This window comes from Mycobacterium sp. E3247 (genome assembly GCF_001667785.1).
Taxonomy (GTDB): domain Bacteria; phylum Actinomycetota; class Actinomycetes; order Mycobacteriales; family Mycobacteriaceae; genus Mycobacterium.
Map to the genome: position 1 here is coordinate 1 of NZ_LZJG01000546.1, position 25,013 is coordinate 25,013.

Genomic DNA, 25,013 nt, shown 5'->3' on the forward strand with positions numbered 1-25,013 from the left:
GGCCACCGCCTAGAGAAGCATGGCTGCAGGCCACGCTCTCTTGCTCCCAATTCAACAAGTTGGTGGGCGTGGCGGGCTAGGCGGATCACGTCGCTGATGGGGAGCCGGCTGCCCCCACCGGTGCGGCCGGTGCCGGCGGCGGCCTGCAACTCAGCCAAGGTGGTGGTGATGACGATGGAGGCCGGTAAGCCGTTGTGCTGACCCAGTTTTCCCGAGGCCAGCAATCCACGCAGCCCGGCCAGCAACGCGTCGTGGTTGCGTTGGGCCGTTGAGCGCGCGTCGCGGTCGATCGCGTCTTGGCTCGGTGCGCCGCCCACGCGGGGGGTGTCGTCGAGGGGGTTGCACATGCCGGGTGCGGCCAGCTTGGCCAGCACCGCCTCCACGGTGGCACGCAACTCCGGGCTGATCGCCCCGCGCAGCTCGGACATGCCGTCGGCGCCCTGCTTGCCCAACATCAACCCCCGCCGCCGCGCGCGGTCGTCGTCGGTGTAGGTGCCGTCGGGGTTGAGGCAGTCGGCGATATGGTCGGCGAGCTCGGCCAATTGCTCGGGACGATACTGCGTTCCGTGCGTGGCCAGGTCGGCCTCGACCGCCTGGCGGGTGCCGAAGTCCACCCAGCCGGGCAGCCGGTGAAAGAAGCGGCGAATCACCGCCACCTGCCCGCCACCCAGTGTCCCGGCGCGTTGGGCGGCCGCGGTGGCCGGCAGCAGCGGCTCCAGCGGCTCACCGGTCAACCCATGCCGCGGCCCCAAATCAGCGGCCTCTTTTACTCGGTGCGAGGCCTCGGCGCGGCTGATCAACGTCGCCTCGGCGACCGCGTGCGGCAGGGTGCCGCCCAACTCCTCAGGAGTGGCTTGGCGGGCCAGGTTGTTGATCACCGGGTGTTCGATGGCCGGCAGTTGGCGGCGCGCCTTCTCGCAGCGCTCCAGCATCGCCAGCTGTTGCGCGACGTTCATCGCGTCAACCGGTAACGCCCGGGCGCGGGCCAAGACCGCATCGAGGTCGTCGAACACCGCGTCGACATCCGGATGACTACTTGGACTCACACCGCCAAACTAGCCACCCCCACCGACAAAAATCGGCTCGAAACCGCCACAGATGCACACTCAAAAAAATCCGCAAAATAGCCGCTCGGAGACCTGCCGGTCGAGGTCCCGCGTCTTGTCGGTGCGCGGACATAAGCTCGCGATGCCCTGTAACCACGCAATCCGAAAGGGGGCCGCCGACATGCGATTCCTGCACACCGCAGACTGGCAGCTCGGCATGACCCGGCACTTCCTCGCCGGGGACGCCCAGCCGCGCTACTCTGCGGCCCGGCGTGACGCGGTGGCCGGTCTGGGAGCGCTGGCGGCGGAGGTGGGCGCCGAGTTCGTCGTGGTGTCCGGTGATGTCTTCGAACACAATCAGCTTCCCCCGCGGGTCGTCGGGCAGTCCTTGGAAGCCATGCGCGCCATCGGAATTCCGGTCTACCTGTTGCCCGGCAACCATGATCCGCTCGATGCCTCGTCCGTCTACACCAGCGCGCTGTTCACCGCCGAACGCCCAGACAACGTGATCGTCCTCGACCGGGCCGGCGTTCATCAGGTGCGGCCCGGGCTGGAGATCGTCGCCGCGCCATGGCGATCCAAAGCCCCCACCACCGACCTGGTCGCCGACGCCCTCGAGGCGCTGACCCCCGAACCCGTCACCCGGATCCTCGTCGCGCACGGCGGGGTCGACGTGCTGGACCCGGATCGCGACAAGCCTTCACTGATCCGGCTCACCGCCCTCGACGACGCGCTGGCGACGGGCGCGGTGCACTACGCGGCACTGGGCGACAAGCATTCGCGCACGCGCGTCGGTAACACCGGCCGGGTCTGGTACTCCGGGGCGCCGGAAGTCACCAACTTCGACGACGTGGAATCGGACCCTGGCCACGTCCTCATCATCGACATCGACGAAACGGACCCCGACCGCGCCGTCAAGGTGGAATCGCGGCATGTCGGCCGCTGGCGGTTCGTCACGTTGCATCGACAGGTCGATACCCGCCGCGACATCGTCGACCTCGACATGAACCTGGACCTGATGACCGACAAGGACCGCACGGTGGTGCGCTTGGCGCTCACCGGATCACTGACGGTCACCGACCGCGCCGCGCTCGATGCCTGCCTGGACAAGTACGCGCGGTTGTACGCCTGGCTCGGCCTGTGGGACCGCCACACCGATCTGGCGGTCATTCCGGCCGACGGCGAATTCAGCGATCTCGGTATCGGGGGATTCGCGGCCGCGGCGGTCGACGAGTTGGTGGTGACGGCGCGCGAGGGCGACTCCGAGACGGCCGTCGACGCGCAGGCGGCACTGGCGCTGTTGCTGCGCCTCACCGACCGGGGCGCCGCATGAAGTTGCACCGCCTGGTCCTGACGAATTACCGCGGCATCGCCCACCGGGAGATCGAGTTCCCCGACCACGGCGTCGTGGTGGTGTGCGGGGCCAACGAAATCGGCAAGTCGTCCATGATCGAGGCGCTGGACCTACTGCTCGAGTCCAGGGACCGTTCGACGAAGAAGGAAGTCAAGCAGGTCAAACCCACCAACAGTGACGTCGGCTCCGAGGTGAGCGCCGAATTAAGCTGCGGCCCTTATCGATTCGTATACCGCAAGCGTTTTCACAAGAAGTGTGAAACCGAGCTGACGATCCAGGCGCCGCACCGCGAACAGCTCACCGGCGACGAGGCGCACGAACGCGTCCGCGCCATGCTGGCCGAGACGGTGGACAGCGATTTGTGGCACGCCCAACGGGTGCTGCAGTCAGCGTCGACCGCGGCGGTGGATTTGTCGGGCTGTGACGCGCTCTCGCGCGCGCTGGATGTGGCGGCCGGCGACACCGGGGCGCTTTCCGGCACCGAGCCGCTGCTCATCGAGCGAATCGACGCCGAATACGGCCGCTACTTCACTCCCACCGGGCGCCCGACGGGTGAATGGGCCGCGGCGATCACCCGGCTGGCAGACGCCGAGGCGGCGGTCGCGGAGTGCGCGGCGGCGGTGGCCGAGGTCGACGAGCGGGTGTGCCGGCATGCAGTGTTGACCGAACAGGTCGCCGAGTTGTCGCAGCGTCGCATCGCGGCCCGACCGCGCCTCGCCGCCGCCCGGGAGGCCGCGGAACAGATCGACGAACTCGCCGGCCAGGCGCGCGAGGCCGAGTTGATCGCTGCGGCCGCGGCGGCCACGAGCGCCGCGGCGGCGGTCGCCCACCATGCACGGCTGCAACTGCTCGCCGAAATCGACGTCCGCACAGCCGGTGTCGCGGCCGTCGAGGCTCAAACGCAACAAGCGACCGATGAGCATGCGGCCGCGCACGTCGAAGCCGAGGCCGCCGACGTCGCGGCCCGCAAGGCCACCGAGGCGCTTGCGGACCTGCATGACCGCGCGGAATCCGCCCGCCGAGCCGTCGCTGCGCTGGCCGACCGCGAGGAGGCCGACCGGTTGAGCGCCCGCTTGGCCAAGATCGAGGCCATCCAGCAGGACCGCGACCACGTGTGCGCCGCGCTCTCCGATGTCGCCGTCACCGAACAGCTGCTGCGACGAATCGAGGACGCCGCCGCGGCGGTCGATCGCACCGGCGACCAGCTGGCATCGACGTCCGCCGTCGTCGAGTTCACCGCCGCAGCGGACGTGGAACTCGCCGTCGGCGAACAGCGGGTCTCGTTGGCCGAGGGGCAGACCTGGTCCCTCACGACCACCGGACCCACCGCCGTGCAGGTCCCCGGGGTCCTGACTGCGCGGATCACTCCAGGCGCGACGACGCTCGATGTCCAGGCGAAACACGCTGCAGCACAAGAAGAGCTGGCCACCGCGCTGGCAGCGGGCCGGGTAGCCGACCTCGCGGCCGCCCGCTCCGCCGATCGCCGTCGCCGCGAGCTGCAGGGTAGCCGCGACCAGCTGAGTGCCACCCTGGCCGGCCTCTGCGGCGACGAAGAGATCGACCAGCTGCGTTCCCGGCTCGCAGAGCTGCGTATCGGCCAACCGTCCGGGGTGGAACTTCCCGCTGCGGACGTCGACGCCGCCCGCGCCGAACTCGATGCGCTGGAGACCACGCGCCTGGCCGCGGTTGCGCACTGCGACGACCGCCGCCGGAACGCCACCGCCGCCGCCGCGCGGCTCACCGAATTAGCCACCCGCGCAACCGTTCTCCAGAACACGCTGGAGACCCAGCGCGGTGAACTCGCCGCGGCCACCGATAGGCTGGCCCGAGAGCGGGCATCGGCCGGCGACGACGACCTCGCGTCGGCGGCCGACGCCGCGCAACAAGCGGCGCGGGCCGCTGAGCTTCGTCACGCCGAGCTCGCCGAGGGACTGGCGGCGGCGAGTCCGGACGCGGTGCATGCCGAATTGACCGCTGCCACACAGGAAACAGAGGAACTCCGCGAGCGCTACGAGAACGCCGCCCGCGCGTTGCGCGAGGTCACCATCGAACTGTCGGTGTTCGGCAGCGAGGGCCGCCAGGGCAAGCTCGACGCCGCGGAATCCGAACGCGAGCACGCGGCCGGCGAGCACATCCGGGTTGGCGGCCGGGCCAGGGCCGCGAGGCTGCTGCGCTCGGTCATGACCCGCCACCGCGACACCACCCGGCAGCGGTACGTCGAGCCCTATCGCGCCGAGCTGCAACGGCTCGGCCGCCCGGTGTTCGGGCCCACGTTCGAGGTCGACATCGACAGCGACCTTTGCATCCGCAGTCGCACGCTCAACGGCGTCACGGTGCCCTACGAATCACTGTCCGGCGGGGCCAAAGAACAACTCGCCATCCTGGCGCGGCTCGCGGGCGCGGCTTTGGTCGCCAAGGAGGACGCCGTTCCGGTGGTGGTCGACGACGCGCTCGGCTTCACCGATCCCGACCGGCTGGCCAAGATGGGGGAGGTCTTCGACACGGTCGGAACGCACGGGCAGGTGATCGTGCTCACCTGCAGCCCCGACCGGTATGACGGCGTCAAGGGCGCGCACCGCATCGACCTCAGCGCCTAGACCTGCGCGCACAGGTGCGCCAAGCGTCGCGCGGGGAGCGCTGCGATGGTGCCCGGCGAGGGCCCCGGCAGAATGGGGCCATGGCGGGCCGACACCGATGACGATGAATGCGAAGCGGCGCCGGGTGCAGGAGAAGCTCGCGGCATTGCCCGGTGTGCGGCCCGTGCGTCGGCCGATCTCCCCGGATAGCCGCGAAGAGTTTGATCTGTACTACGTGCGCACCGGGCGTAAATCTGCGCACCCGCTGGTCATCATCCCGGGGGGTCCCGGGGTGGCCTCGGTGCAGATGTATCGGGGGTTGCGGGGTCGCGCGGCCGCGGCCGGCCTGGACGTCATCATGATCGAGCACCGCGGAGTGGGCATGTCCCGCCACGACGACTCCGGCGAGGATCTGCCCCCCGAAGCGATTACCGTGAATCAGGTCGTCGACGACATCGCCGCCGTGCTCGACGATGCCCGCGTCGACTTGGCCGTCATCTACGGTGCGTCGTACGGCACGTACATCGCGTCCGGGTTCGGCGTGCAACATCCGGGCCGGGTACGGGCAATGATCCTCGATTCGCCGCTGCTGTCGCGGCATGACATCGTGATCGTCCGTCGCGCGATCCGTCGGCTCCTGCTCCGCGGCGACAGCCCCGAAACCGCCGCGCTGGCGCCCAAAATGCGCAAACTCGTTGACGCGGGGGTGATGACGGCGGCGGCCACCCAGGTGGTGGCGACGATCTACGGGTACGGCGGTGCCGAGCTGCTCGAGCGGCAACTCGACCTACTGCTGGATGGCCGAAAGCTGTTGTGGTGGCTACTATCCCGGTTCGCCACGCTGAGCAACCTGCCGTTTCGCTACGAGGAAGACTTGGTGAGCCGCATCGCGTTCCGCGAGCTGAACTACGCCGCCGAACCCGACGGCCTGCCGCTCGACCCCGCCGTGGCCGAACGCGAAGCGCGCACCCAGACGGCGACTTTCGAGGACGAGCCTTACGACCTGGCGGCCGAGATGCCGCATTTCGGCTGGCCCACCGCGGTGGTTTCCGGTGGCCGCGACCTCATCACTCCACCGGCGGTCGCCGAGCGGGTCGCCGCGCTGCTGCCCCACGCGGTGCTGTTGAAGCTGCCCAGCATGGCGCACAGCGCGTTGGACTTTCGCGAGCCCGCAGCGATCGAGATCGCGCGAGCGGTATGGCGGGGCGAGCTCGAGGGGCTCGCCGCGAAAGCACCGGCGCTGGACGCGCTTCCGGAGCGCCCGGAGCTGCGCCTGCTGTGGAAAGCGATCGCGGTGGCCGCCCTCGTCGAGGGCGCCCTGCCCATCCCCGCGAGGCTGCGCCGGATCACCCGCGCATGAACCCGATGGCGGTGTAGCGCAGGTCGCCTAGACCGGCGGCGCCGAAGTTGGCCAGCGTGCTGCGGACCGCGACGTCGCCGGGCGACTGCGTCAGCGGCAGGCTGAACCCTTCGGCCCAGATGAGTCTGTCGAGATCGTTGGCCAACGCCTGCGCCTTGGCGGGGTCGAGTTCCTGCAGGGTCCGCTCGATCGCCGCGTCGATCTGCGGGCTGCCGATCTTTCCGAAGTTGCTCTCCCCGCCCGACAGGTAGATCTGCGTCAGCGCCGAGAGGGGGAAAGCGTCGCCGAGCCAACCGAATTGGGCGATGTCGAAAGCCCCGACGTTGATGTAGTTGGTGAAGAACCCGCTGCCGGACCTGGACACAAGTTCGAGCTTGACGCCGATCTGCGCGAGGCTGTGCTGGGCGATCTGGGCGAACTGCCGGCTGCCCTGGGCGTCATAGAACAGATCGCGAATGACCAGCGGGCGACCGTCCTTCTCCCGGAACTGGCCGTTCAGCTTCCAGCCCAGGGCGTCGAGCTCCCGCTTGGCCTGCTCCGGGTCATAGGGAACGACCGCGCTGTTGTCCTGGTAGCCCTTCTGCCCGGCGACGTAGATGTGGTTGCCCAACGCCACCGGATCGCTCGTGAGGCCGTATTGGACGACCTTGGCGATGGTGCGGCGGTCGATGCCCTTGGCCACCGCGAGGCGCAGCGCCTTGTCGGCCAGGATCGATCCCGGGGCGCCGTTGAAGGTGAAGTGAGACCATGCGGGCGCGGGGGCGCGCCGGATCGAGATCCCCTTCGTGCGTTGCGCGATGGTCAGCTGGTCGACGGAACCGACGCCGGACGCGTCGATGGTGTTGTTCTGCAGGGCCGGCAGCCGCGCGGCGTCGTCGAGTACCAGGTAGGTGATGTTGTCCAGTCGCGGCCGGGCACCCCACCATTTCGGGTTGCGCGACAACACGATCCGCTGTGTCGTCCGGTCCAGCGACGTGACGATGAAGGGGCCCGCCGACGGGCCGGGCCCCTCGAGCTGGCCCTTGTTGAACGCCTCCGGCGTGGCCGTCATGCTCCTGGGCAGCAGCATGCCGTTACCGGCGAACATGCCGCGCCACTCGGCGTACGGATTGGCGAAGGTCACCACGGCTTGCCGGTCGTCGACACCCCGGGTGACCGACGCGACCCGGTCCGCGCCGCTGGGCCCGGCGATCTCGAACGTCTTGTCGGCGCCGCTCAACGCGTGGATCTGGCTGGCGATGTCTTCCCACGTGATCGGTGTGCCGTCGGACCACACCGCGCGCGGGTTGATCGTGTAGGTCACCACCTGCGGTGCGGTCCCGGTGAGTTCGACGCTGCTGAAGTAGTCGGTGTCCACAGTGGTCGAGCCGTCCGCGCCGATGACGAAGGCCCGGGGCAGGGTGGCCTTCATCATCGCGGCGACCTCGGCCGAGTTGCCGTCGATGTGCAGGATGTTGAAGTTGGGCGGGAAGTCGCTGAGCGCCAGCCGCAGGCTGCCGCCGTCTCGCAGCGTGGCGGGGTCCTGTGGGTTGATGTCGCTGGTGGTGCCGATCTCCGCGCTGTGGCCGCTTTCGGGCGCCAGGTTGATGGCCGGCGAGCAACCGGACACCGTCAGCACCATAACGACGATCGCCGTCGCGACCCGCCTAGACACGTCTGCTCGGATCCGGTTGTGGCACGGCCCCCAGCAGCCTCCGGGTGTACTCGTGCCGCGGGTTGTCGAACACCTGCCCGCTGTCGCCCTGCTCCACGATCGTGCCGGCATACATGACCACGACCTGGTGCGCGAGGTGTCTGACCACCGAAAGGTCATGGGACACGAACAGGTACGACAGGCCGAACCGCTCCTGCAGATCGAGCAGCAGATTGATGATGCCGGCCTGAATCGAGACGTCCAGGGCGGAGACCGGCTCGTCGAGGGCCAGGATCTTGGGCTGCAACGCCAGCGCCCGCGCGATGCCGATGCGCTGCTTCTGCCCGCCGGAGAACTCGGCGGGATATCGGGCGGCGTCCGCTCGGCGCAGTCCCACGATGTCGAGCAGCTCGGCGACGCGCGCGTTGGTCTCGCTCTTTCCGAAGCCGTTGGCCAGCAACGGCTCGGCGAGGAGGTCGGACACCGGCAGCCGGGGGTCCAGTGACGCCACCGGGTCTTGGAACACCACCTGGATGTCGCGCCGCAACGATCGCCGCTGCGACGCGGTCAGGGTTGCCACGTCCGTGCCGAGCACTTCGATCGAACCAGACTGCGGCGCAACCAATTCCAGGATCTCGTGCAGCGTGGTCGACTTGCCCGAGCCGGACTCGCCGACGATGCCGAGGGTGCGGCCCTGCTGCAACTCGAAACTGACGCCGTCGACCGCGCGGACCTCGCCGACGCTGCGGCGCAACACCACACCTTTGGTCAGGGAAAAGGTCTTGACCAGATCGCGCACCCGCACGACGACCGACGAGTCGCCGGACGCGGGGGCATGCGCCTCGGTGTTGACACCGTAGATCTCCGCGGCGGTGCGTCCGTTGACCTGGTCGGTGCGGATGCAGGCCGCCCGGTGACCGGCGCCGACGGGGAGCAAGTCCGGTTCGTCCGCGCGGCAGTCCTCGATGACGAGGGGGCAGCGCGGCGCGAAGGGGCAGCCCGGTTCCAGTCCGACCAACGACGGGGGCGCGCCCGGGATGGGCACCAGCCGGGTGCCCTGCGCGGCGTTGAGCCGCGGGACAGAGCCCAACAGGCCTACGGTGTAGGGCATTTGGCGATCGCGGTACAGGTCGTGCACCCCGGCGGATTCGACGACCCGGCCCGCGTACATGACCAGCGCCCGGTCGGCGAACTCGGCGACCACGCCCAGGTCGTGGGTGATGATCAGCACGCCGGCGCCGGTGACGTCGCGCGCCGTCTTGAGCACCTCGAGGATCTGCGCCTGCACGGTGACGTCGAGCGCGGTGGTGGGTTCGTCGCAGATCAGCAGGTCGGGGTCGTTGGCGATCGCGATCGCGATGACCACCCGCTGTCGTTCGCCGCCGGACAGCTCGTGCGGAAACGCGCGGGCACGCCGTTCGGGCTGAGCGATACCGACCAAGTCGAGGAGTTCCACCGCGCGGCGGCGGGCGGCCTTCTTGCCCACGTGCGGCTGGTGAATTTCGATCGCCTCGGCGATCTGGTCCCCGACTGTGTAGACGGGCGTCAGCGCCGACATCGGATCCTGGAACACCATGCCGACCGCCTTGCCGCGGAACCGCGACATCGCGTCGTCGCCCAGGCCCAGCAACTCGGTGTCGTGCAACCGCACCGAGCCGCGCACCCGCGCGTACTCCGGTAGCAGACCGACCACCGCCATCGCCGAAACCGACTTGCCCGAACCGGATTCGCCGACCATGGCCACGACCTCGCCCGGGGCGATGCTGTAGCTGATGCCGCGCACCGCGGTCACCGGGTCACCGTCCGTCGGGAAACTGACGGCCAGGTCGGCCACCTCGAGCAGCGCGTTCAACGGGTGCCGCCCCGCAACATGCCGCTGCCCGGGTCCAGCGCGTCGCGCAGGCCGTCACCGGTCACGTTGGCGCACACCAGGATCAGCACCAGCACCCCCGCCGGAAACAGGAACACCCACGGGAAGGTGGTCGCGGACTGGGTGCCGTTGGCGATCAACGTGCCCAGCGAAACGTCCGGCGGCTGAATCCCGAAACCGAGAAAGCTCAGCCCGGTCTCGGCCAGGATGGCCGACGCGACGTTGAGGGCGGCGTCGATGATCAGGATCGAGGCCACGTTGGGCACCACATGGCGCAGGATGATCCGCCGGCTCGAAACGCCCATGTACCGTGCGGCCCTGATGAATTCGCGTTCACGCAGACTCATGGTCATGCCACGCACCATGCGCGAGCTGATCATCCAGCCGAAGCCGGCGAGCAGTAAGACGAGCAACAGGATGTTGGCGGAGCTCTTGGTTCGCGGAGTGACGATCGCGATGAGGATGAAGCTGGGCACCACCAACAGCAGGTCGACCAGCCACATCAGCGCCCGGTCCCGCCAGCCACCGAAATAGCCCGCGATCGAGCCGACCGTGGCGGCAATGCCGGTCGAGATGACCGCCACGCACACACCGATCAGCATCGACTTCTGCATGCCCCGCAGGATCTGTGCCAGCAGGTCCTGACCCAGCGCGTTGGTGCCCAGCCAGTGCCGGGCGTTCGGCGGTTGTAACAGCGCGTCGAAGTCGAGGTCGTCATAGGAATACGGCAGCAGGCCCGGCAGCGCGTAGCAGCCGACGAACAGCAGCACCAGCAGCGTGAGCGCCGTGACGGCCAACCGGTTGCGCACGAACCTGCGCAGCACCAGGGTGCGGCGCGAGGTGAACTCCGATGGTTTCGGGGACGAGATACCCTGAGCGCCTTCCACTTTGGGCTCGGCCGTCATGACACCCGCACCCTGGGATCGAGAGCTGCGTAGAAGACGTCGGAGAGCAGGCCCGCCAGCAGCACGACCGTGCCGGAAAACAGCGTGATGGCGGCGATGATGTAGGTGTCCTGCGTCGCGATGCCCTGCACCAGCCATTCGCCCATGCCATGCCAGCCGAAGATCTTCTCCACGAACACCGCGCCGGTCACCAGGCCGGCGACCCCGTAGGCGAACAGGGTGGCCAACGGTATCAGCGCCGTGCGCAGTCCGTGCTTCACCAGTGCGCGCCGGCGGGTGAGCCCCTTGGCGCGCGCGGTGCGAATGAAATCCTGGCCCAGGACGTCGAGCATCGCGTTGCGCTGATAACGGCTGTACCCGGCGGCGGCCGCCAAGGTCAGGGTGAGCGTGGGCAGGATCAGGTGCCGCAACCGGTCCACCAACTGATGCCAGGCCCCGCCCTCCACGCCGGGCGAGGTTTCCCCGGTGTAGTCGAAAAGGTGCACGCCCAAAGCCCAGTTCACCCGTAATGCGCCGAGGATCAAGAGGCTGGCGATGACGAACGTCGGAGTGCTCAGCACCAGCAGCGCCGCCATCGTGACGAGGCGGTCACTCATTCGGTATTGGCGGATGGCCCCCCAGGCCCCGGCCACGATGCCCAGCACCGTGCCCGCCAGCGACCCCACGACCAGGAGCCGCAGGGTGACCCCGACGCGCCGCCAGAGTGTGGCGCCGACGGGCTGTCCGGTGATGGTCTTGCCGAAGTCGCCGCGCACGGCATGCGAGGCCCACTGCGCATAGCGGATCGGTATCGGCTTGTCGAGGTTGAGCGCGTGCGCCTTGGCGTCGATGACGGACTGCGGCGGCCGCGGACTGCGCTGCAACAGGCTGTCCAGTGGGCGGAAGGCCACCGATGTCAGGCAAAACGTGAGAAACGATGCCAGCGCCAGCAGCACGACGTAGTTGAGCAACCGGCGCGCCAAGAAGCGAATCATCCCCGATCGCACCGCCCGACCCGCATTGGGACAGGTTAACGATTCCGGCCCGCACCGGCCCGGTTCGGCGGTCGATCCTTGTGATCCCGCTGATTTTCATGCGTCAATGAACGATGGCCCGTTGTTAACATCACCGCGGCACCGATGCGGGTAGCAACTCCGAGTGCTGCGACATTCCGAGGAGGCTTGCGTGACGGTTACCGACGACTTCCTGGCCAACAACGCCCACTATGCGAGCAGCTTCCACGGCCCGCTGCCGATGCCGCCGGCCAAACACGTCGCGGTCGTCGCCTGCATGGACGCCCGGCTCGACGTGTACCGCGCCCTCGGTCTCAATGAGGGCGAGGCCCACGTCATCCGCAACGCCGGCGGGGTGATCACCGACGACGTGATCCGGTCGCTGGCCATCAGTCAGCGGTTGCTCGGGACCCGGGAGATCATCCTGATCCACCACACCGATTGCGGAATGCTGACCTTCACCGACGACGACTTCAAGCGCGCCATTCAAGAGGAGACCGGCGTCAAGCCGCCGTGGGCACCCGAAGCCTTCCCCGACGTGGCCGAGGACGTCCGGCAGTCGCTGCGGCGCATCGAGAACAGCCCGTTCGTGACCAAGCACGAGTCCGTGCGCGGATTCGTCTTCGACGTCGCGACGGGGAAGCTCGAGGAAGTCAAGGTCTAGCTGTAGTCGGCCCACATTGTAGGTCGCGAGGGCCTTCGCGACGAGCTTGCCCTGCGCGCCGCACCATGCCGCCGCCATGACGTGACATCGGCGAGTATGGCGATCGCGCCCCCGTGGACCATGTCACCGATCGTGACGTTGGAGGCGTCCCACGGCAGCCGCAACCTCATCTCTGGTCGTCGAGCCGGTCGGCGTCGATGCCCAGCTTGGCGACGAACGGTGGTTCGAGGAGGAACTGCGCGATGACGTCGCGGCCGCTCGATGAGGGGTCCTGGGGTGCAGAGTCGGAGGTCATCCGTTCATGCTTTCGCACCGGGCATCGGCCGGAAAAGGGTCGCCGCCGGTCTTGACCCGATCAGTCGGATCACCGTCGTCCGCGCTATGAGCGGCCCCACTTGACAACCCGTCGCCCGTGCTGGTGCTATGATGGCAAAGCTGCTAAACTTGACCGACTCTACCAGGTTTACCCGAGGAAGCTATGCCCAGCGATCTGAAGGCGGCCCCCGCCGCCGGCCAGTACGAGTTGAGCCATCTGCGCTCACTGGAGGCCGAAGCGATCCACATCATCCGGGAGGTGGCCGCCGAGTTCGAGCGGCCGGTGTTGTTGTTCTCCGGCGGCAAGGACTCCATCGTCATGCTGCACCTGGCACTGCGGGCGTTTAAGCCCGGGAGGTTGCCGTTCCCCGTGATGCACGTCGACACCGGCCACAACTTCGACGAGGTGATCGCCACCCGCGACGAGCTGGTCGCCGAGCACGGGGTCCGCCTGGTCGTCGCGTCGGTCCAGGAGGACATCGACGCCGGCCGCGTAGTCGAGCCCAAGCAGGGACGCAACCCGATCCAGACCGTGACGCTGCTGCGCGCCATCCGGGAGAACAAGTTCGACGCGGCGTTCGGCGGAGCGCGCCGCGACGAGGAGAAGGCGCGCGCCAAGGAACGCGTGTTCAGCTTCCGTGACGAGTTCGGCCAGTGGGACCCGAAGGCGCAGCGGCCCGAGCTGTGGAACCTCTACAACGGCCGGCACCACAAGGGCGAGCACATCCGGGCCTTCCCGCTGTCCAACTGGACCGAGTTCGACATCTGGTCCTACATCGGTGCCGAGAACATCGCGCTGCCCTCGATCTATTACGCACACCGGCGCAAGGTGTTTCGCCGCGACGGCATGCTGCTGGCCGTCGACCGGCACATGCAACCGCGCGACGACGAGCCGGTGTTCGAAACGACGGTCCGTTTCCGCACCGTCGGCGACGTCACCTGCACCGGATGCGTGGAATCGGAAGCCTCGACGGTGGAGGAGGTCATCGCCGAGACCGCGGTGTCCCGGCTGACCGAACGCGGCGCCACCAGGGCAGACGACCGAATCTCGGAAGCCGGCATGGAAGACCGCAAACGGCAGGGGTACTTCTGATGGCCACACCCACCACGCTGCTTCGCCTCGCCACCGCGGGTTCCGTCGACGACGGCAAGTCCACCCTGATCGGGCGCCTGCTCTACGACTCCAAGGCCGTCATGGAGGACCAGTGGGCCGCGGTGGAACAGACCTCCAAGGATCGTGGTCACGACTACACCGACCTGGCGCTGGTGACCGACGGCTTGCGCGCCGAACGTGAGCAGGGCATCACGATCGACGTCGCCTACCGCTATTTCGCCACTCCCAAGCGGAAATTCATCATCGCCGACACCCCGGGCCACATCCAGTACACCCGCAACATGGTGACCGGCGCGTCGACCGCCCAACTGGTGATCGTGCTCGTCGACGCGCGGCACGGCCTGCTGGAGCAGTCCCGCCGGCACGCCTTCCTGGCCTCGTTGCTGGGCATCCAGCACATCGTGCTCGCCGTGAACAAGATGGACCTGATCGGCTGGGACAGAGACAAATTCGAGGCGATCCGGGACGAATTCCACGCGTTCGCCGCGCGCCTGGACGTGCACGACGTGGCCACCATCCCGCTATCGGCGTTGCACGGCGACAACGTGGTGACCAAGTCGGACCAGACGCCCTGGTACGAGGGCCCGGCGCTGCTGTCGCACCTGGAGGAGGTCTACATCGCCGGCGACCGCAACCTGGTCGACGTGCGATTCCCGGTCCAGTACGTCATCCGGCCGCACACCCGCGAACACCAGGACCACCGCAGCTATGCCGGCACCGTGGCCAGCGGGGTCATGCGTGCCGGTGACGAGGTCGTCGTCCTGCCGATCGGCAAGACCACCCGGATCACCGCGATCGACGGGCCGAACGGTCCTGTCGAAGAAGCCTTTCCGCCGATGGCCGTGTCGATCAGCCTTGCCGACGAGATCGACATCTCGCGCGGTGACCTCATCGCCCGCAGCAACAACCAGCCCCGGATCGCCCAGGATTTCGACGCGACCGTGTGCTGGATGGCCGACGACGCGACGCTGGAGCCCGGCCGCGAATACGTCATCAAGCACACCACCCGCACCACGCGCGCGCGGGTGACCGGGCTGGACTACCGGCTGGACGTGAACACCCTGCACCGCGACAAGACTGCAAACGCGTTGCAGCTCAACGAACTTGGTCGAATTTCGCTGCGCACTCAGGTGCCCTTGCTGCTCGACGAGTACACCCGCAACGCCAGCACGGGCTCGTTCATCCTGATCGACCCGCACACCAACGGCACCGTCGCCGCGGGCATGGTGCTGCGTGACGTCTCGGTGCAGACGGCGAGCCCGAACACGGTGCGGCACAAGTCATCGGCCGTCGCCGAAGCCCGCCCGCGGGGCAGGACCATATGGTTCACCGGTATGTCCGGATCCGGCAAGTCGTCGGTGGCGATGCTGGTCGAGCAGATGCTGCTCGAAAAGGGCATCCCCGCTTACGTTCTCGACGGTGACAACCTGCGGCACGGCTTGAACGCCGACCTGGGCTTCAGCATGGCCGACCGCGCGGAGAACCTGCGCCGGCTGGCGCATGTGGCGGCTCTGCTCGCCGACTGCGGCAACGTCGTGCTGGTGCCGGCCATCAGCCCGCTGACCGAGCAGCGCGAGATGGCTCGTAATGTGCACGCCGCCGCGGGGTTCGACTTCATCGAGGTGTTCTGCGACACCCCCATCGAAGAATGCGAGCAGCGTGATCCCAAGGGGCTCTATGCCAAGGCCCGCGCAGGCGAGATCGCACACTTCACCGGCATCGACAGCCCGTATCAGCCGCCGGCCAACCCCGACCTGCGGCTGACGCCGGACCGCACCGTCGAGGAGCAGGCACGCAGCATCGTCGATCTGCTCGAATCACGCGGATAGCGCGCCCGGCTACGCCGGATTTCGCACATCGGGTGGCACAATCCTGAGAGTGCGCATGTCGGCGAAGGCGGAGTACGCGGTGCGGGCCATGGTCCAGCTCGCCACGGTCCCCCACGGGACGTTGGTGAAAACCGACGACTTGGCCCAGGCGCAGGGCATACCGCCGCAGTTTCTCGTCGACATCCTGACCAACCTGCGCACCGACCGCCTGGTGAGAAGCCATCGGGGCCGCGAGGGCGGTTACGAACTGGCCCGGCCCGGCAACGAGATCAGCATCGCCGACGTGTTGCGCTGCATCGACGGGCCACTGGCCAGCGTGCGCGACATCGGTCTGGGCGACTTGCCCTACTCGGGCCCCACCGCGGCGCTCACCGACGTCTGGCGGGCGCTGCGCGCCAGCATGCGCTCGGTGCTGGAGGAAACCACGCTGTCCGACGTCGCCGCCAACGCCCTGCCCAGACACGTGGCGCAGTTCGCCGAGGACTACCGGACGCAGGAGAGCGTGCGGCACGGCACACCGCGTGGGGGCGAATAACCGCTACCGCTGGCCCCCCGACCCGTAGGGGCGGGTCAGGATCTCCATGGCATGCCCCGAGGGGTCCAGGAAGTACACCCCGCGCCCGCCGTCCCTATGGTTGATCTCGCCGGGCCGGTTGGCGCCGGGGTCGGCCCAGTGCTGCAGTCCGCGCGAGGAGATCTTGCCGTAGATCGTGTCGAACTCCTCTTCGGACACCAGGAAGGCGTAGTGCTGCCGCGGAATCTCCGTCCCGCCGGGGGCGTCCGAATAGTCCAGGCTGGCGCCGTGCTCGAGCTGGACAACCATGAAGTGGCCGAACGGCTTTGGGTCTGGCAGTCCGAACAACTCGGTGAGGAATTCCGCGGACTCGCGCTTGTCGCGGGAGGCGACGATCGTGTGGTTGAAACTGATGGCCATGCTCCTCCTATTTCGGTGCGGTGAGTTCGAGGGCGATGTTGTCGGGGTCGCGGAACTGCAGGATGTAGGACGGCCCGATGTCCTTCACAGGTTCGTGGGAGACACCCAGATCATCGAGATGGGCTGCGGCGGAATCCAATTCGTCCTTGCTGGCGACCCGGAACGCGATGTGGTCGAGCCCGGTGCGGTCTTCGTCGAAGCGGTCGGTGGCAACGGGCCGCAGTCCGAGCAGCGTGCCGCCGAGGTCGTAGATGACGCCACCGAACAGGAAGCTCAATTGGCTGCGGGTGGCCTCATCGGCGTTGTCGGGCACCTCCAGCAGCACCGGCCAACCGAAAACGCTCTCATAGAACTGACGGGACCGCTCGATATCGGTGACGGTGAGGCGGACGTGCGCGATGGAACTGCTGGTGAAACCCATCTGCTCCATGCTGCCACTTGCCCGCCCGGATGTTGACTGTCATGCCAGAATCGCCGTCGTGCGGATTGCGATGACGCTGCCGGTGATGGAGCCGGACTTGGATGCGGAAGTGTTAGAGAGCTGGGCGCGCGCGATCGACGCCGGCCCGTTCTCATCGCTGTGCTGGGGTGAGCGCATCGCGTTCGACAACCCGGACAACCTCACCCTGCTGGGAGCGCTGGCCGCCTGGACGCGTCGGGTGCGGCTCCTGACGACCGTGATCGTCCCGCAGCTGCACGACCCCGTGATGCTGGCCAAGGCCCTGGCGACCGGCGACATGCTCTGTGGTGGGCGGCTGAGCGTGGGCATCGGCGTGGGCGGCAGGCACGAGGACTACCACGCCGTCGGCGCCGACCCGGCGACGCAGACCATGCGCGAGCTTGCCGAGCGCGTGGCCGTGATGAAGCGGGTGTGGGCCGGCGAAAAGCTCACCGACTCGGTCCTGCCGGTCGGGCCCGCGCCGGTGCAGCCCGGCGGTCCGCCGCTGTTGGTGGGCAGCATCGGCCCGAAGACCATCCGCAGCGCCGCGTCCTGGGCCGCCGGGCTCGCCGGGACCACCCTGGACCTGGATGCCGCCAAGCAGAACGAGCTGTTCGACGTCGCGCGCGACGCGTGGGCGCGGGCGGGCAAGGGCAAACCGCACCTGGTGACGTCGTTCTGGTTCGCGTTCGGCTCACCCGAGCAGGCTCGCGCCCAGGTGCATCGTCATCTGCGGCGGTACATGAACTGGATACCGGGGGAGTACGTCGACGCGATGGCGCCGACGACCGGCTGGGCCGGCACCGAGGACGAGCTGCTGGCGGTGCTGCGCAAGTTCGAGGCCATCGGCGCCGACGAGGTGCAGCTCATCCCGACCAGCTCGGACGTCGACCAGCTCAGCCGCGCGGCGGACGTGGCGGCCCGGCTCTAGGGGTTAGGCCGACGCGCGCTGGTCGTCGCCCGCCGCCGGCTGCTGGGGAGGCTGACCCTTGCGCAGCGTCGCCAGCAGCTCGCGGTACGGGCCGACGAGGTAGACGGTGTCGCCGCCCCGCAGCCAGGCGTCACGGCGCGGGTGGAGCTCGACGGGCGCGTCCTGGCGGGTGATCGCAATGACGCGCGTCTGCGTCGACAGTTCGAACATCTTCAGCCCGTCGAGCTCGCTGCCGGGCGCCACGTGCATCCCGCCGATCATGAACGAGCGCTGCCCGACGGAGAAGGTGCCCAGCACCTGCAGGCCCATCGCGGCGCCGATGAACCATGGCGCGGCCAGTTCGACGGTGGACCGGACGTTTTCGAAGCCGAACCGCTGCGCCACCGCGGCCCCCAGCGCACGGTCATAGACCCGGAGCACCAGGGGAACGTCGGGCCGGACGACTTCGGGCTTCACCCGGGGCCCGAGCATCTCGCGCAGCACGATCCCGGTCTCGATGTTGACCATGTCGTCCTGCGTCAGCACCGCCACCGCGCGGGCGTGGTCGACGCGCGCCGCCTCCAGCGTCTGGCGCAGTGTCGCGTCGCCAAAGATCACCGGCACGTCAAGGTCGGCCGCCGTCGACAGAAACCGGTTGTTCTCGTCCCGCTCGATCACCGCGACGTCGTACCCGGCCGACCTCAAGTCGGCGATCACGCGGCTGCCGAACGAACCCAGCCCGACGACGATCACGTGATTGCGCAGGTGGCGCGCCCGGCGGCGGCCGACCGAATGGGCGAAACGCCGCGATAGCAGCAGGTCGGCGATGAAGGCGACGAGAAGCGCGGTGGTCGTCACCCCGGCGAACATCAGCATGATGCTGAACAGCCGCAGCCAGGTGGGCTGCTGCAGGAAGCTGAAGTCGCCGTAACCCACCGTCGCGATCGTCTCCGTGCTGAAATACAACGCGTCGAGCCACGTCATCTTCGGATGCGGCTGGTAGCTGAACCGCAGCACCACCGTCGACCCGATCAGCAGGCACGCCGCCGCCAGCAACGCCCTCGCGAACATCGGGTTGACGTCGTCACGCAGGGCGCGCGCGCCGTCGAGCGCCCTGCGCAGCCGGGTCAGGCGATATCGCGTCACCGTGGGCCGCGGAACCCTGATGCCGCGGGCGGCCAGTTCGTCGGCGGTGCCGATCATCGCGGTCCAGTCGCCCGCGTGGATCGGCAGATCGCGGCCCGGACAGGACACCACCTCTCCCGGGGTGGCGCAGTTCTCGCCGTGGATCACCGCCACCGGCGCCAGGTCGCCGTAGATCTCGCGCAGCGTCGCGCTGTACGGCGCCTCGGCGCCGGAGACGACGAACTCGATGCCCGCCGCCTCGAACGGGTGCACGGTGTGCGCCAGACACGCCTCGACGACCGAGGGTGCCGCCAGGTCGGCGACGTCCAGGATCGCCCCGGGGCGCTTGTCCGCGGCCATCGCCGTGCGCAGCACGTCATTGGCCAGCCGCGCCACCACGCGCACGCCCGGGTTGGCCTTGCGTGCCAGCAGCGCGATTTCCAGGTTGGTCGCGTCGTCGTCCCCGACGCAGATCACGGCGAGAGCGCGGGTGACCCCGACGGTTTCGAGCTCACCGGCGGTGCGGACCTTGACGATGTGCATGCCGGCGGTGTTGAGCTCCTCGACGATCGTGGTGGCCAGCGCGTCGTCACCGCTGACGATGATGTGGCCGCGCATGGTCACCCCCGCTCCCGGGCGTCCGGCATAACCCCCACCTCTGCTGACGTTGGCGTTTTGTTCCTATGACTATCGGGCACCGTGCCGATTCATGCCAGCGCGACACCGGAGGCGGGGAAGGCGAGGTGAATTGCCACGGCGCCGCGCGCGAGATTCGATAGCGATATGACGCAGCCGGAACTGCCCGGGCCGCTTGCCGCCTTGACCCGGCTCATCTCGGAGCGCATCGCCGCGGCCGACTTCGCCGGGGCGTTGCCGCTGATGAACGAGCTGGTCGCGCTGTGCCGGCCGATCCTGGGGGAGCGCCATCCCAACGTGTTGGACATGGAGCTCGCGCTGGTGCACCTGCAGCTGCAGATGGGAGACCAGGCCGGGGCCTATGCCGCTCTCGAGCAGCTGGTACCCGAACTGGAGGAGGTGCTCGGCCGCAACCACATCACCACGTTGACGGCGCGTCACATGTTCGCCGACCGGCCGCAGCCCGAGGGGCGCGCCGCGCTGGCCGAATGGTCGCAGCTGCTGGCCGACGAAGAAGGCGTGCTGGGCGCCGAGCACCCGACCGTGCTGACGTCCAGGGACCGGGTGGCGCACCAGCTCAAGGAGCTCGGTGACTACCCGGGGGCCATCGCCGAGGGTGAGCGCGTCCTTGCCGCACGGCGCTTGGTGCTCGGTGAGCACCACGAGGACACGCTGGGGATGCGGTTGTCACTGGCGCAATGGCACGGCGAATCGGTGGACGCCGCCGGCGCCATGGCCCAACTCGAGTCGCTGGTCGAGGTGATGCGAGAGAAGCTGGGGCACGACCACCGCCACACGCTGATCGCGCGGCACACGATCGCGCTGTGGGAGTCCGAACCCGAGGACTACCGGGACAAGGTCGCCACCTGGCAAGCCCTGGCCGACGACGAAGCCCGGGTCTTCGGTGACGACAGCCCCCTCACCGTCGCCGCCCAAGAGGAACTGGCGAAGTGGCGGGACCGTGTCGAGGACCTCCGCTGGGTGGCCGAGATGCGCGACCGGGTCGAAGAATCCACCAAGCGCCGCTTCAGGGCTAAACAACAAGCGACGCAACGGTTTTCGAATGGCGAATACCTGCGGTGCTGGCTTGCCGAGCGGGGTGCCCAATTCCCGGTGTGGGCAAGCCATTACGGCGGCGATGCCGTCTGGGACTTCTCCCCGGCGTCCCTCGACGCGCTGGAAGAGCTGGTCGTTCAGAAGGCTCCGACACCCGAACAGCTCCTGGACGAGGAACGCAATGCGCCGTTCCTCGACGGCGCGGTGTGGTATCTCGGCGAGGTGCTGCGCCGCGGACGATCTCTGCCCTGGGAATACACCCGCGGCGAAACGGCGGATCCCACCGTCGGACCCGTCGACGTCTTCGGGGCCCTCACGAGCGTGTTGCATTCCGTCGACCGCGGCGCACTGCGCCGGACGTACGACCGCTTCACGGCCCACCGGTAACGGGACGCGTCGTGGGCCGGCAGTGATACTGGGCGGGTGCACTTCATCGAATGCGTCGCGTCCCGCGAGGTCTACCGGAGCCAATGGATGGTGCTCCGCGAAGACGACATCCGTCGCCCGGACGGCAGCCCCGGCATTTACGGCGTGGTGGACAAACCCGACTATGCGCTGGTGATGCCGTTCGACGGGGACCGCTTCCGGCTGGTCGAGCAGTTTCGGTACCCGCTCGGGGCGCGACGCTGGGAATTCCCGCAAGGAACCGCACCCGGTTTGGCGGACACGGACCCCTCCGAGCTGGCCGCGCGTGAGTTGCGCGAGGAAACGGGATTGAGTGCGACGTCGTTCGAGGTCCTCGGCCAGCTCGACGTCGCACCGGGCATGACGAGCCAGCGCGGGTGGGTGTTCCTGGCCACCGGAATCGTCGAGGGCGAGCCGGACCTCGAGCACGAGGAACAGGACCTGCGCAGCGCCTGGTTCGATCGCGAGGACGTCGAGCAGATGATCCGTTCCGGAGTGATCGCCGACGCACAGTCCGTCGCCGCCTACAGCCTGTTCCTGCTGCGACGGCCATGACGCAATGCGGGGACCCGCCGCGTCCCGCGTGTCACTGGCTGGGCGCGGGCGTCATCGAGGCGATGTAATAGACCTCGTGCCCGGTGGGGTAGCCGCCGCCGTTGGTGGCGATGTGAACGTGGTCGTAGTGGTTGAGCGTTTCCGACCCGAGGTCGGCGGTCCAGCTTCCCCCTCCGACGCCCGGATAGATCTTCTGCCGCCAGATCACGTGGTTGATTCCCCAGCGCTTCGCGTTCGCCAAGGCGTACCCGGCGATCTGGTTGCCCAGCTCGATGCCCTCGGGGGTGTTGTGGTTCGGGATCATCACGTCGATCGCCAACCCGTTGGGGTGCCACGGCAAGGGGTCTTCGCGGTACCCGTAGATCGTCTTGATCTGCGGAAACAGCACGCTGATGGCTCGCTCCGCCCAGATCGTCTTGACCTGGAGCCGGTCCTCCGAGGCCAGGCCGCGGGGCAACGCGACCTGGAACTGCTGGGCGGCGGCGGGCGCGTTCGCGGCCAGCATCTCGACTTCTGCGGGAGTGGCGGTGTGCGGGTTGTCGATGAGTGGCGCGGCGGCGTTGGTAGGTGCGGCGGATGCGGTCGTGGGGGCCGCCGCCAGCGCGTTCGGCGCGCAGCATCGCGGCTTCGTGTCTTGGGCGTAGATCATGCCGGCCGCAAGTGCGAGCGAGCCCAGGATCGCCAGCCAGCGCCCACGGCCGTTGGCTAACACGTTCTTGCCCACGACCAGCAGCTTAGTGTCGTGGGCGACGCCTGTGGCGGGATTGGCGTTGGTTTTTCGGCTCTCGTGAACAGGCCCTACGCGGCCCAGGCTCGGGTCACAATGACACCATGCCCGGCCAGTCCTTCGACGATGCCAACACATTCCACCGGATGATGCGGCGCTTCGCGTCGACACCCGTGGGTGTCGCGCTGCTGCGTCCCACCGCGCACCACCTCGACCGGCTCATCACCCGGGTCAGCGGGGGCAGGACCAGCTTCGCCGGGCTGGCGACCGGCATCCCCGTGGTCATGCTCACCACCACCGGCGCGAGATCCGGTGAGCCGCGCACCGTCGCCGTGTACGGAATCCCGCACCCGGACGGCCTGGCCCTCATCGCGTCCAACTTCGGTGGCACCAAGCACCCCTCCTGGTACCACAACCTCAAGGCCCACCCCGAAGCGACGGTGGCCATCGGCCGGGATAGCTGGCACGCGAACGCGCGGCTCGCCGCGCCCGGCGAGCGCGACGAGATCTGGGCGAAAGGCCTTGAGCTGTATCCGGGCTGGCGCAAGTACGAAGCGCGGGCCGGTACGCGCCACATCGAGGCGTTTGTCCTGGCACGAGAGTGAGGCGGCCGGCCCGGGACCCCACCGATAAGCTGGCGACCGACTCAAATCTGCTCGAGGCGAGTCCCATACAACGGTCACCCTCGATTGAAGGACTTCCATGAGCTCGCTGCGCTGCGTGGGATGCGGTGCGGACGGTGGGTAACCCTCGGCTGCACGTCGCGTTCGTATGCAGTTTCAACCGCGCTCGATCGGTGATGGCCGCGGCGCTGTTCGCCGAGCAGCTGCGGGAGCGTGGTCTGGAAGATGTGGTGCGGGTCTCCAGTGCGGGCACGCTCGCGTGGGTGGGCGACACCGCCGATGAGCAAGCGTGCTCGGTGCTGTCCGCGAGTGGTTATCCCGCCCCGGCGGGCCATCGGGCCGCGCTGGTCGGCCCCGAGCATCTCGCCGCCGATCTGGTGGTGGCGTTGGGCCGCGAACACGTGGAGGTGTTGCGGGAGCGTGGCGTCGACGATGCCCGGCTCAGGTGCGTGGACGTCCGGAACCCGGTCTTTGGCGCCGACTTCGAGCACGCCCTGGCAGCGATCGAGGCCGCGATGCCCGGGCTGCACGAATGGCTGGACGACCGGCTGATCGCACCCGGTTTCGGCCGCCTGGAAACCGCCGTCGGCTTTCGCTTTTGGACGGGAATGGCCGGGGATGTGCTGAGATCCCCCTATTACGGCGAAATGGCCTGGCCGACGAAATGGTCCGCCGCCGAATGCCGCTACAACCCGGCGCACGTGCCGCCGGCGCTGGAGTGCGAGTGCGGGTGGTACGCCGATATCGAGGTTGCGGATGTGATCGCGCGGGCGCGCGGGTTCCCGAGGGTGGCGCAGCTGGCCTCGCGAGCGGCGCCGCAACTGAAGGTCACGGATGCGCCGTGGTCGTATCTGGTTGTCGGCAAGGTTGTCCTGCATGACGTGCTGCCGTTCCGGCCGCCGCCGACGATGAAGATCAGCCCCCGTGCCGAGTACCGGGCGCGCGTGGGCGGCATCGTCGAGCTGGGACTCCTCGACACCGACGGAGGGCCGGAGGCCATGGCGTTCGGCCAGGAGTTGTCGGACAGGTACGAGGTCGAAGTCCTGGACATCAGCGATCGCGGGGAGCTTGGCGAATGTGCCCCCGGCGTCGGCGGGTGAGCATCGCATCGGCTGGTGTGCCTACTTGACGTAGCTGTTGTCACCCAGGTACGCGTCGGCCCAGGCGCCGATGATCCGCCCCGCCCGGTGCGCCTGGCCACGAGCGGTGAGAAAGTGATCGGACCCCTCCAGCGAGACGAAGCTGCGGGGATGACGGGCCAAGCGGAAGATCTCGCTCGCGTTCTCGATGCCGACCGTGTTGTCGGTGGGCGAGTGCAGGATCAGCAGCGGCAGGCGCAAATCCCTGATCTTGTCGCGCAGGTGGGCCCGGCGAACATCCTCGACGAATGCCCGCTTGAGCGTCAGCGTGCGTCCACCGACCATCCATTCGGCGCTGCCCTCGGTCAGACAGCGGTCGACGACTGCGTCGTAATGCTTTTCGACGTGGCTCGGGTCGACCGGTGCGGCGACCGTCACCACCGACCGCACTCCGGGCGATTGCCGAGCCGCGGCGAGCACCGCCGCGCCGCCCCACGAGTGCCCGATCAGGATGTCGGCCGGGGTTCCGCGGCTTGTCATGAATTCGCACGCCTTGGCGATGTCGTGGACCTTGACGGTGAACGACCCGTCGCCCCAGTCGCCCTCGGATCCGCCGAGGCCGAGCGCGTCGAAGCGCAGCATGCCGATGCCGTCGGCGGCCAGTTGCTTGCAGATCCTCGCCGCGGCGGGCGAGTCCTTGCCGAGCGTGAAGCCGTGCGCGAACACGCCCCAGCCGCGCACCGCTCCCTCGGGCACCTCGATGACGCCGGCCAGTTGCGCGCCCGTGGAGCCCTGGAAAGTGATGCGTTCGCCCATGCCGATGATCTAACCTGCCTCGGACGATGCTCGAAAGGCCGAGGCGTTCG

22 protein-coding genes and 1 pseudogene are annotated in these 25,013 nt (G+C 68.4%); 12 read left to right on the plus strand and 11 right to left on the minus strand.

The features are described from left to right. A partial coding sequence (locus A9X04_RS27665; RefSeq protein WP_156764565.1) for a 13E12 repeat family protein occupies positions 1–1,046 on the minus strand: 1,046 nt, incomplete at its 3' end. A gap of 181 nt (positions 1,047–1,227) precedes the next feature. Here A9X04_RS27665 and A9X04_RS27670 point away from each other — a divergent pair. The 3 genes from A9X04_RS27670 (at position 1,228) to A9X04_RS27680 (ending at position 6,336) form a co-directional block, all read left to right on the plus strand. Beyond that, positions 1,228–2,379 carry an exonuclease SbcCD subunit D gene (locus A9X04_RS27670; RefSeq protein ID WP_067927892.1) on the plus strand — a complete coding sequence of 384 codons (1,152 nt, stop codon included), beginning with the start codon at positions 1,228–1,230 and terminating at the stop codon, positions 2,377–2,379. Then, positions 2,376–4,997, plus strand: coding sequence for an ATP-binding protein (locus A9X04_RS27675; protein ID WP_067927895.1), 2,622 nt, complete (start codon positions 2,376–2,378; stop codon positions 4,995–4,997). The genes A9X04_RS27670 and A9X04_RS27675 overlap by 4 nt, the downstream gene beginning before the upstream one ends. A 97-nt stretch (positions 4,998–5,094) precedes the next feature. Continuing rightward, a complete protein-coding gene (locus tag A9X04_RS27680; RefSeq protein WP_067927897.1) occupies positions 5,095–6,336 on the plus strand; it encodes an alpha/beta hydrolase in 1,242 nt (413 codons plus the stop codon). Here A9X04_RS27680 and A9X04_RS27685 read toward each other — a convergent pair. Genes A9X04_RS27685 through A9X04_RS27700 form a run of 4 tightly spaced genes read right to left on the minus strand, consistent with a single transcriptional unit; the run spans position 6,323 to position 11,718 of the window. Then, complete coding sequence (locus A9X04_RS27685; protein ID WP_067927899.1) at positions 6,323–7,957, minus strand: ABC transporter family substrate-binding protein; 1,635 nt, start codon at positions 7,955–7,957, stop codon at positions 6,323–6,325. The genes A9X04_RS27680 and A9X04_RS27685 overlap by 14 nt on opposite strands. A gap of 25 nt (positions 7,958–7,982) precedes the next feature. Then, positions 7,983–9,821, minus strand: a complete 1,839-nt coding sequence (locus tag A9X04_RS27690; protein WP_067927902.1) for an ABC transporter ATP-binding protein — start codon at positions 9,819–9,821, stop codon at positions 7,983–7,985. Beyond that, positions 9,818–10,744 carry an ABC transporter permease gene (locus A9X04_RS27695; protein WP_067927905.1) on the minus strand — a complete coding sequence of 309 codons (927 nt, stop codon included), beginning with the start codon at positions 10,742–10,744 and terminating at the stop codon, positions 9,818–9,820. The genes A9X04_RS27690 and A9X04_RS27695 overlap by 4 nt, the downstream gene beginning before the upstream one ends. After that, positions 10,741–11,718, minus strand: a complete 978-nt coding sequence (locus A9X04_RS27700) for an ABC transporter permease (protein WP_067927907.1) — start codon at positions 11,716–11,718, stop codon at positions 10,741–10,743. The genes A9X04_RS27695 and A9X04_RS27700 overlap by 4 nt, the downstream gene beginning before the upstream one ends. 190 nt (positions 11,719–11,908) lie before the next feature. Between A9X04_RS27700 and A9X04_RS27705 the strand changes: the two genes are divergently transcribed. Then, positions 11,909–12,400, plus strand: coding sequence for a carbonic anhydrase (locus tag A9X04_RS27705; RefSeq protein ID WP_067927964.1), 492 nt, complete (start codon positions 11,909–11,911; stop codon positions 12,398–12,400). Between the two features lie 47 nt (positions 12,401–12,447). Here A9X04_RS27705 and A9X04_RS27710 read toward each other — a convergent pair. After that, a pseudogene (locus A9X04_RS27710) lies at positions 12,448–12,695 on the minus strand (PaaI family thioesterase); the annotation flags it as partial. A gap of 183 nt (positions 12,696–12,878) precedes the next feature. Between A9X04_RS27710 and cysD the strand changes: the two are divergent. Genes cysD through A9X04_RS27725 form a run of 3 tightly spaced genes read left to right on the plus strand, consistent with a single transcriptional unit; the run spans position 12,879 to position 16,193 of the window. Then, positions 12,879–13,808 (plus strand): sulfate adenylyltransferase subunit CysD, encoded by a 930-nt coding sequence (cysD, locus tag A9X04_RS27715; protein WP_067927909.1) that lies wholly within the window; start codon positions 12,879–12,881, stop codon positions 13,806–13,808. Beyond that, positions 13,808–15,658, plus strand: a complete 1,851-nt coding sequence (gene cysC / locus A9X04_RS27720; RefSeq protein WP_067927911.1) for an adenylyl-sulfate kinase — start codon at positions 13,808–13,810, stop codon at positions 15,656–15,658. The genes cysD and cysC overlap by 1 nt, the downstream gene beginning before the upstream one ends. Positions 15,659–15,707: 49 nt before the next feature. Beyond that, positions 15,708–16,193, plus strand: a complete 486-nt coding sequence (locus A9X04_RS27725) for an RrF2 family transcriptional regulator (protein WP_067927913.1) — start codon at positions 15,708–15,710, stop codon at positions 16,191–16,193. Positions 16,194–16,196: 3 nt separating this feature from the next. Here A9X04_RS27725 and A9X04_RS27730 read toward each other — a convergent pair whose 3' ends face one another. Both A9X04_RS27730 and A9X04_RS27735 read right to left on the minus strand, forming a co-directional pair. Continuing rightward, positions 16,197–16,592, minus strand: a complete 396-nt coding sequence (locus A9X04_RS27730) for a VOC family protein (protein WP_067927915.1) — start codon at positions 16,590–16,592, stop codon at positions 16,197–16,199. A 7-nt stretch (positions 16,593–16,599) separates the two neighbouring features. Beyond that, positions 16,600–17,013, minus strand: a complete 414-nt coding sequence (locus tag A9X04_RS27735) for a VOC family protein (RefSeq protein ID WP_067927967.1) — start codon at positions 17,011–17,013, stop codon at positions 16,600–16,602. 70 nt (positions 17,014–17,083) lie between these two features. On the opposite strand from A9X04_RS27735, the gene A9X04_RS27740 reads away from it, so the two are divergent. After that, positions 17,084–17,962, plus strand: a complete 879-nt coding sequence (locus A9X04_RS27740) for an LLM class flavin-dependent oxidoreductase (protein WP_067927918.1) — start codon at positions 17,084–17,086, stop codon at positions 17,960–17,962. A 3-nt stretch (positions 17,963–17,965) separates the two neighbouring features. Here the strand turns inward: A9X04_RS27740 and A9X04_RS27745 are convergent, their stop codons facing one another. Continuing rightward, positions 17,966–19,684, minus strand: a complete 1,719-nt coding sequence (locus tag A9X04_RS27745; protein ID WP_067927970.1) for an NAD-binding protein — start codon at positions 19,682–19,684, stop codon at positions 17,966–17,968. Positions 19,685–19,849: 165 nt separating this feature from the next. Between A9X04_RS27745 and A9X04_RS30680 the strand changes: the two genes are divergently transcribed. Both A9X04_RS30680 and A9X04_RS27755 read left to right on the plus strand, forming a co-directional pair. After that, positions 19,850–21,145: a tetratricopeptide repeat protein gene (locus tag A9X04_RS30680; RefSeq protein WP_067927921.1), complete on the plus strand. Its 1,296-nt coding sequence runs from the start codon at positions 19,850–19,852 to the stop codon at positions 21,143–21,145. Between the two features lie 87 nt (positions 21,146–21,232). Then, on the plus strand, positions 21,233–21,718 hold the full coding sequence (locus A9X04_RS27755) for an NUDIX hydrolase (RefSeq protein WP_231980581.1): 486 nt from the start codon (positions 21,233–21,235) through the stop codon (positions 21,716–21,718). Between the two features lie 31 nt (positions 21,719–21,749). On the opposite strand, the gene A9X04_RS27760 is transcribed toward A9X04_RS27755, so the two are convergent. Then, positions 21,750–22,442 (minus strand): glycoside hydrolase, encoded by a 693-nt coding sequence (locus A9X04_RS27760; RefSeq protein ID WP_067927926.1) that lies wholly within the window; start codon positions 22,440–22,442, stop codon positions 21,750–21,752. 107 nt (positions 22,443–22,549) lie between these two features. Here A9X04_RS27760 and A9X04_RS27765 point away from each other — a divergent pair, with 107 nt between their 5' ends. Further along, positions 22,550–23,050 carry a nitroreductase family deazaflavin-dependent oxidoreductase gene (locus tag A9X04_RS27765; RefSeq protein WP_067927929.1) on the plus strand — a complete coding sequence of 167 codons (501 nt, stop codon included), beginning with the start codon at positions 22,550–22,552 and terminating at the stop codon, positions 23,048–23,050. A 134-nt stretch (positions 23,051–23,184) separates the two neighbouring features. Next, positions 23,185–24,168, plus strand: a complete 984-nt coding sequence (locus A9X04_RS32485) for a hypothetical protein (RefSeq protein WP_156764566.1) — start codon at positions 23,185–23,187, stop codon at positions 24,166–24,168. Between the two features lie 21 nt (positions 24,169–24,189). Here the strand turns inward: A9X04_RS32485 and A9X04_RS27775 are convergent, their stop codons facing one another. Further along, positions 24,190–24,963 (minus strand): S9 family peptidase, encoded by a 774-nt coding sequence (locus A9X04_RS27775; protein ID WP_067927934.1) that lies wholly within the window; start codon positions 24,961–24,963, stop codon positions 24,190–24,192. Positions 24,964–25,013 lie beyond the last annotated feature (50 nt).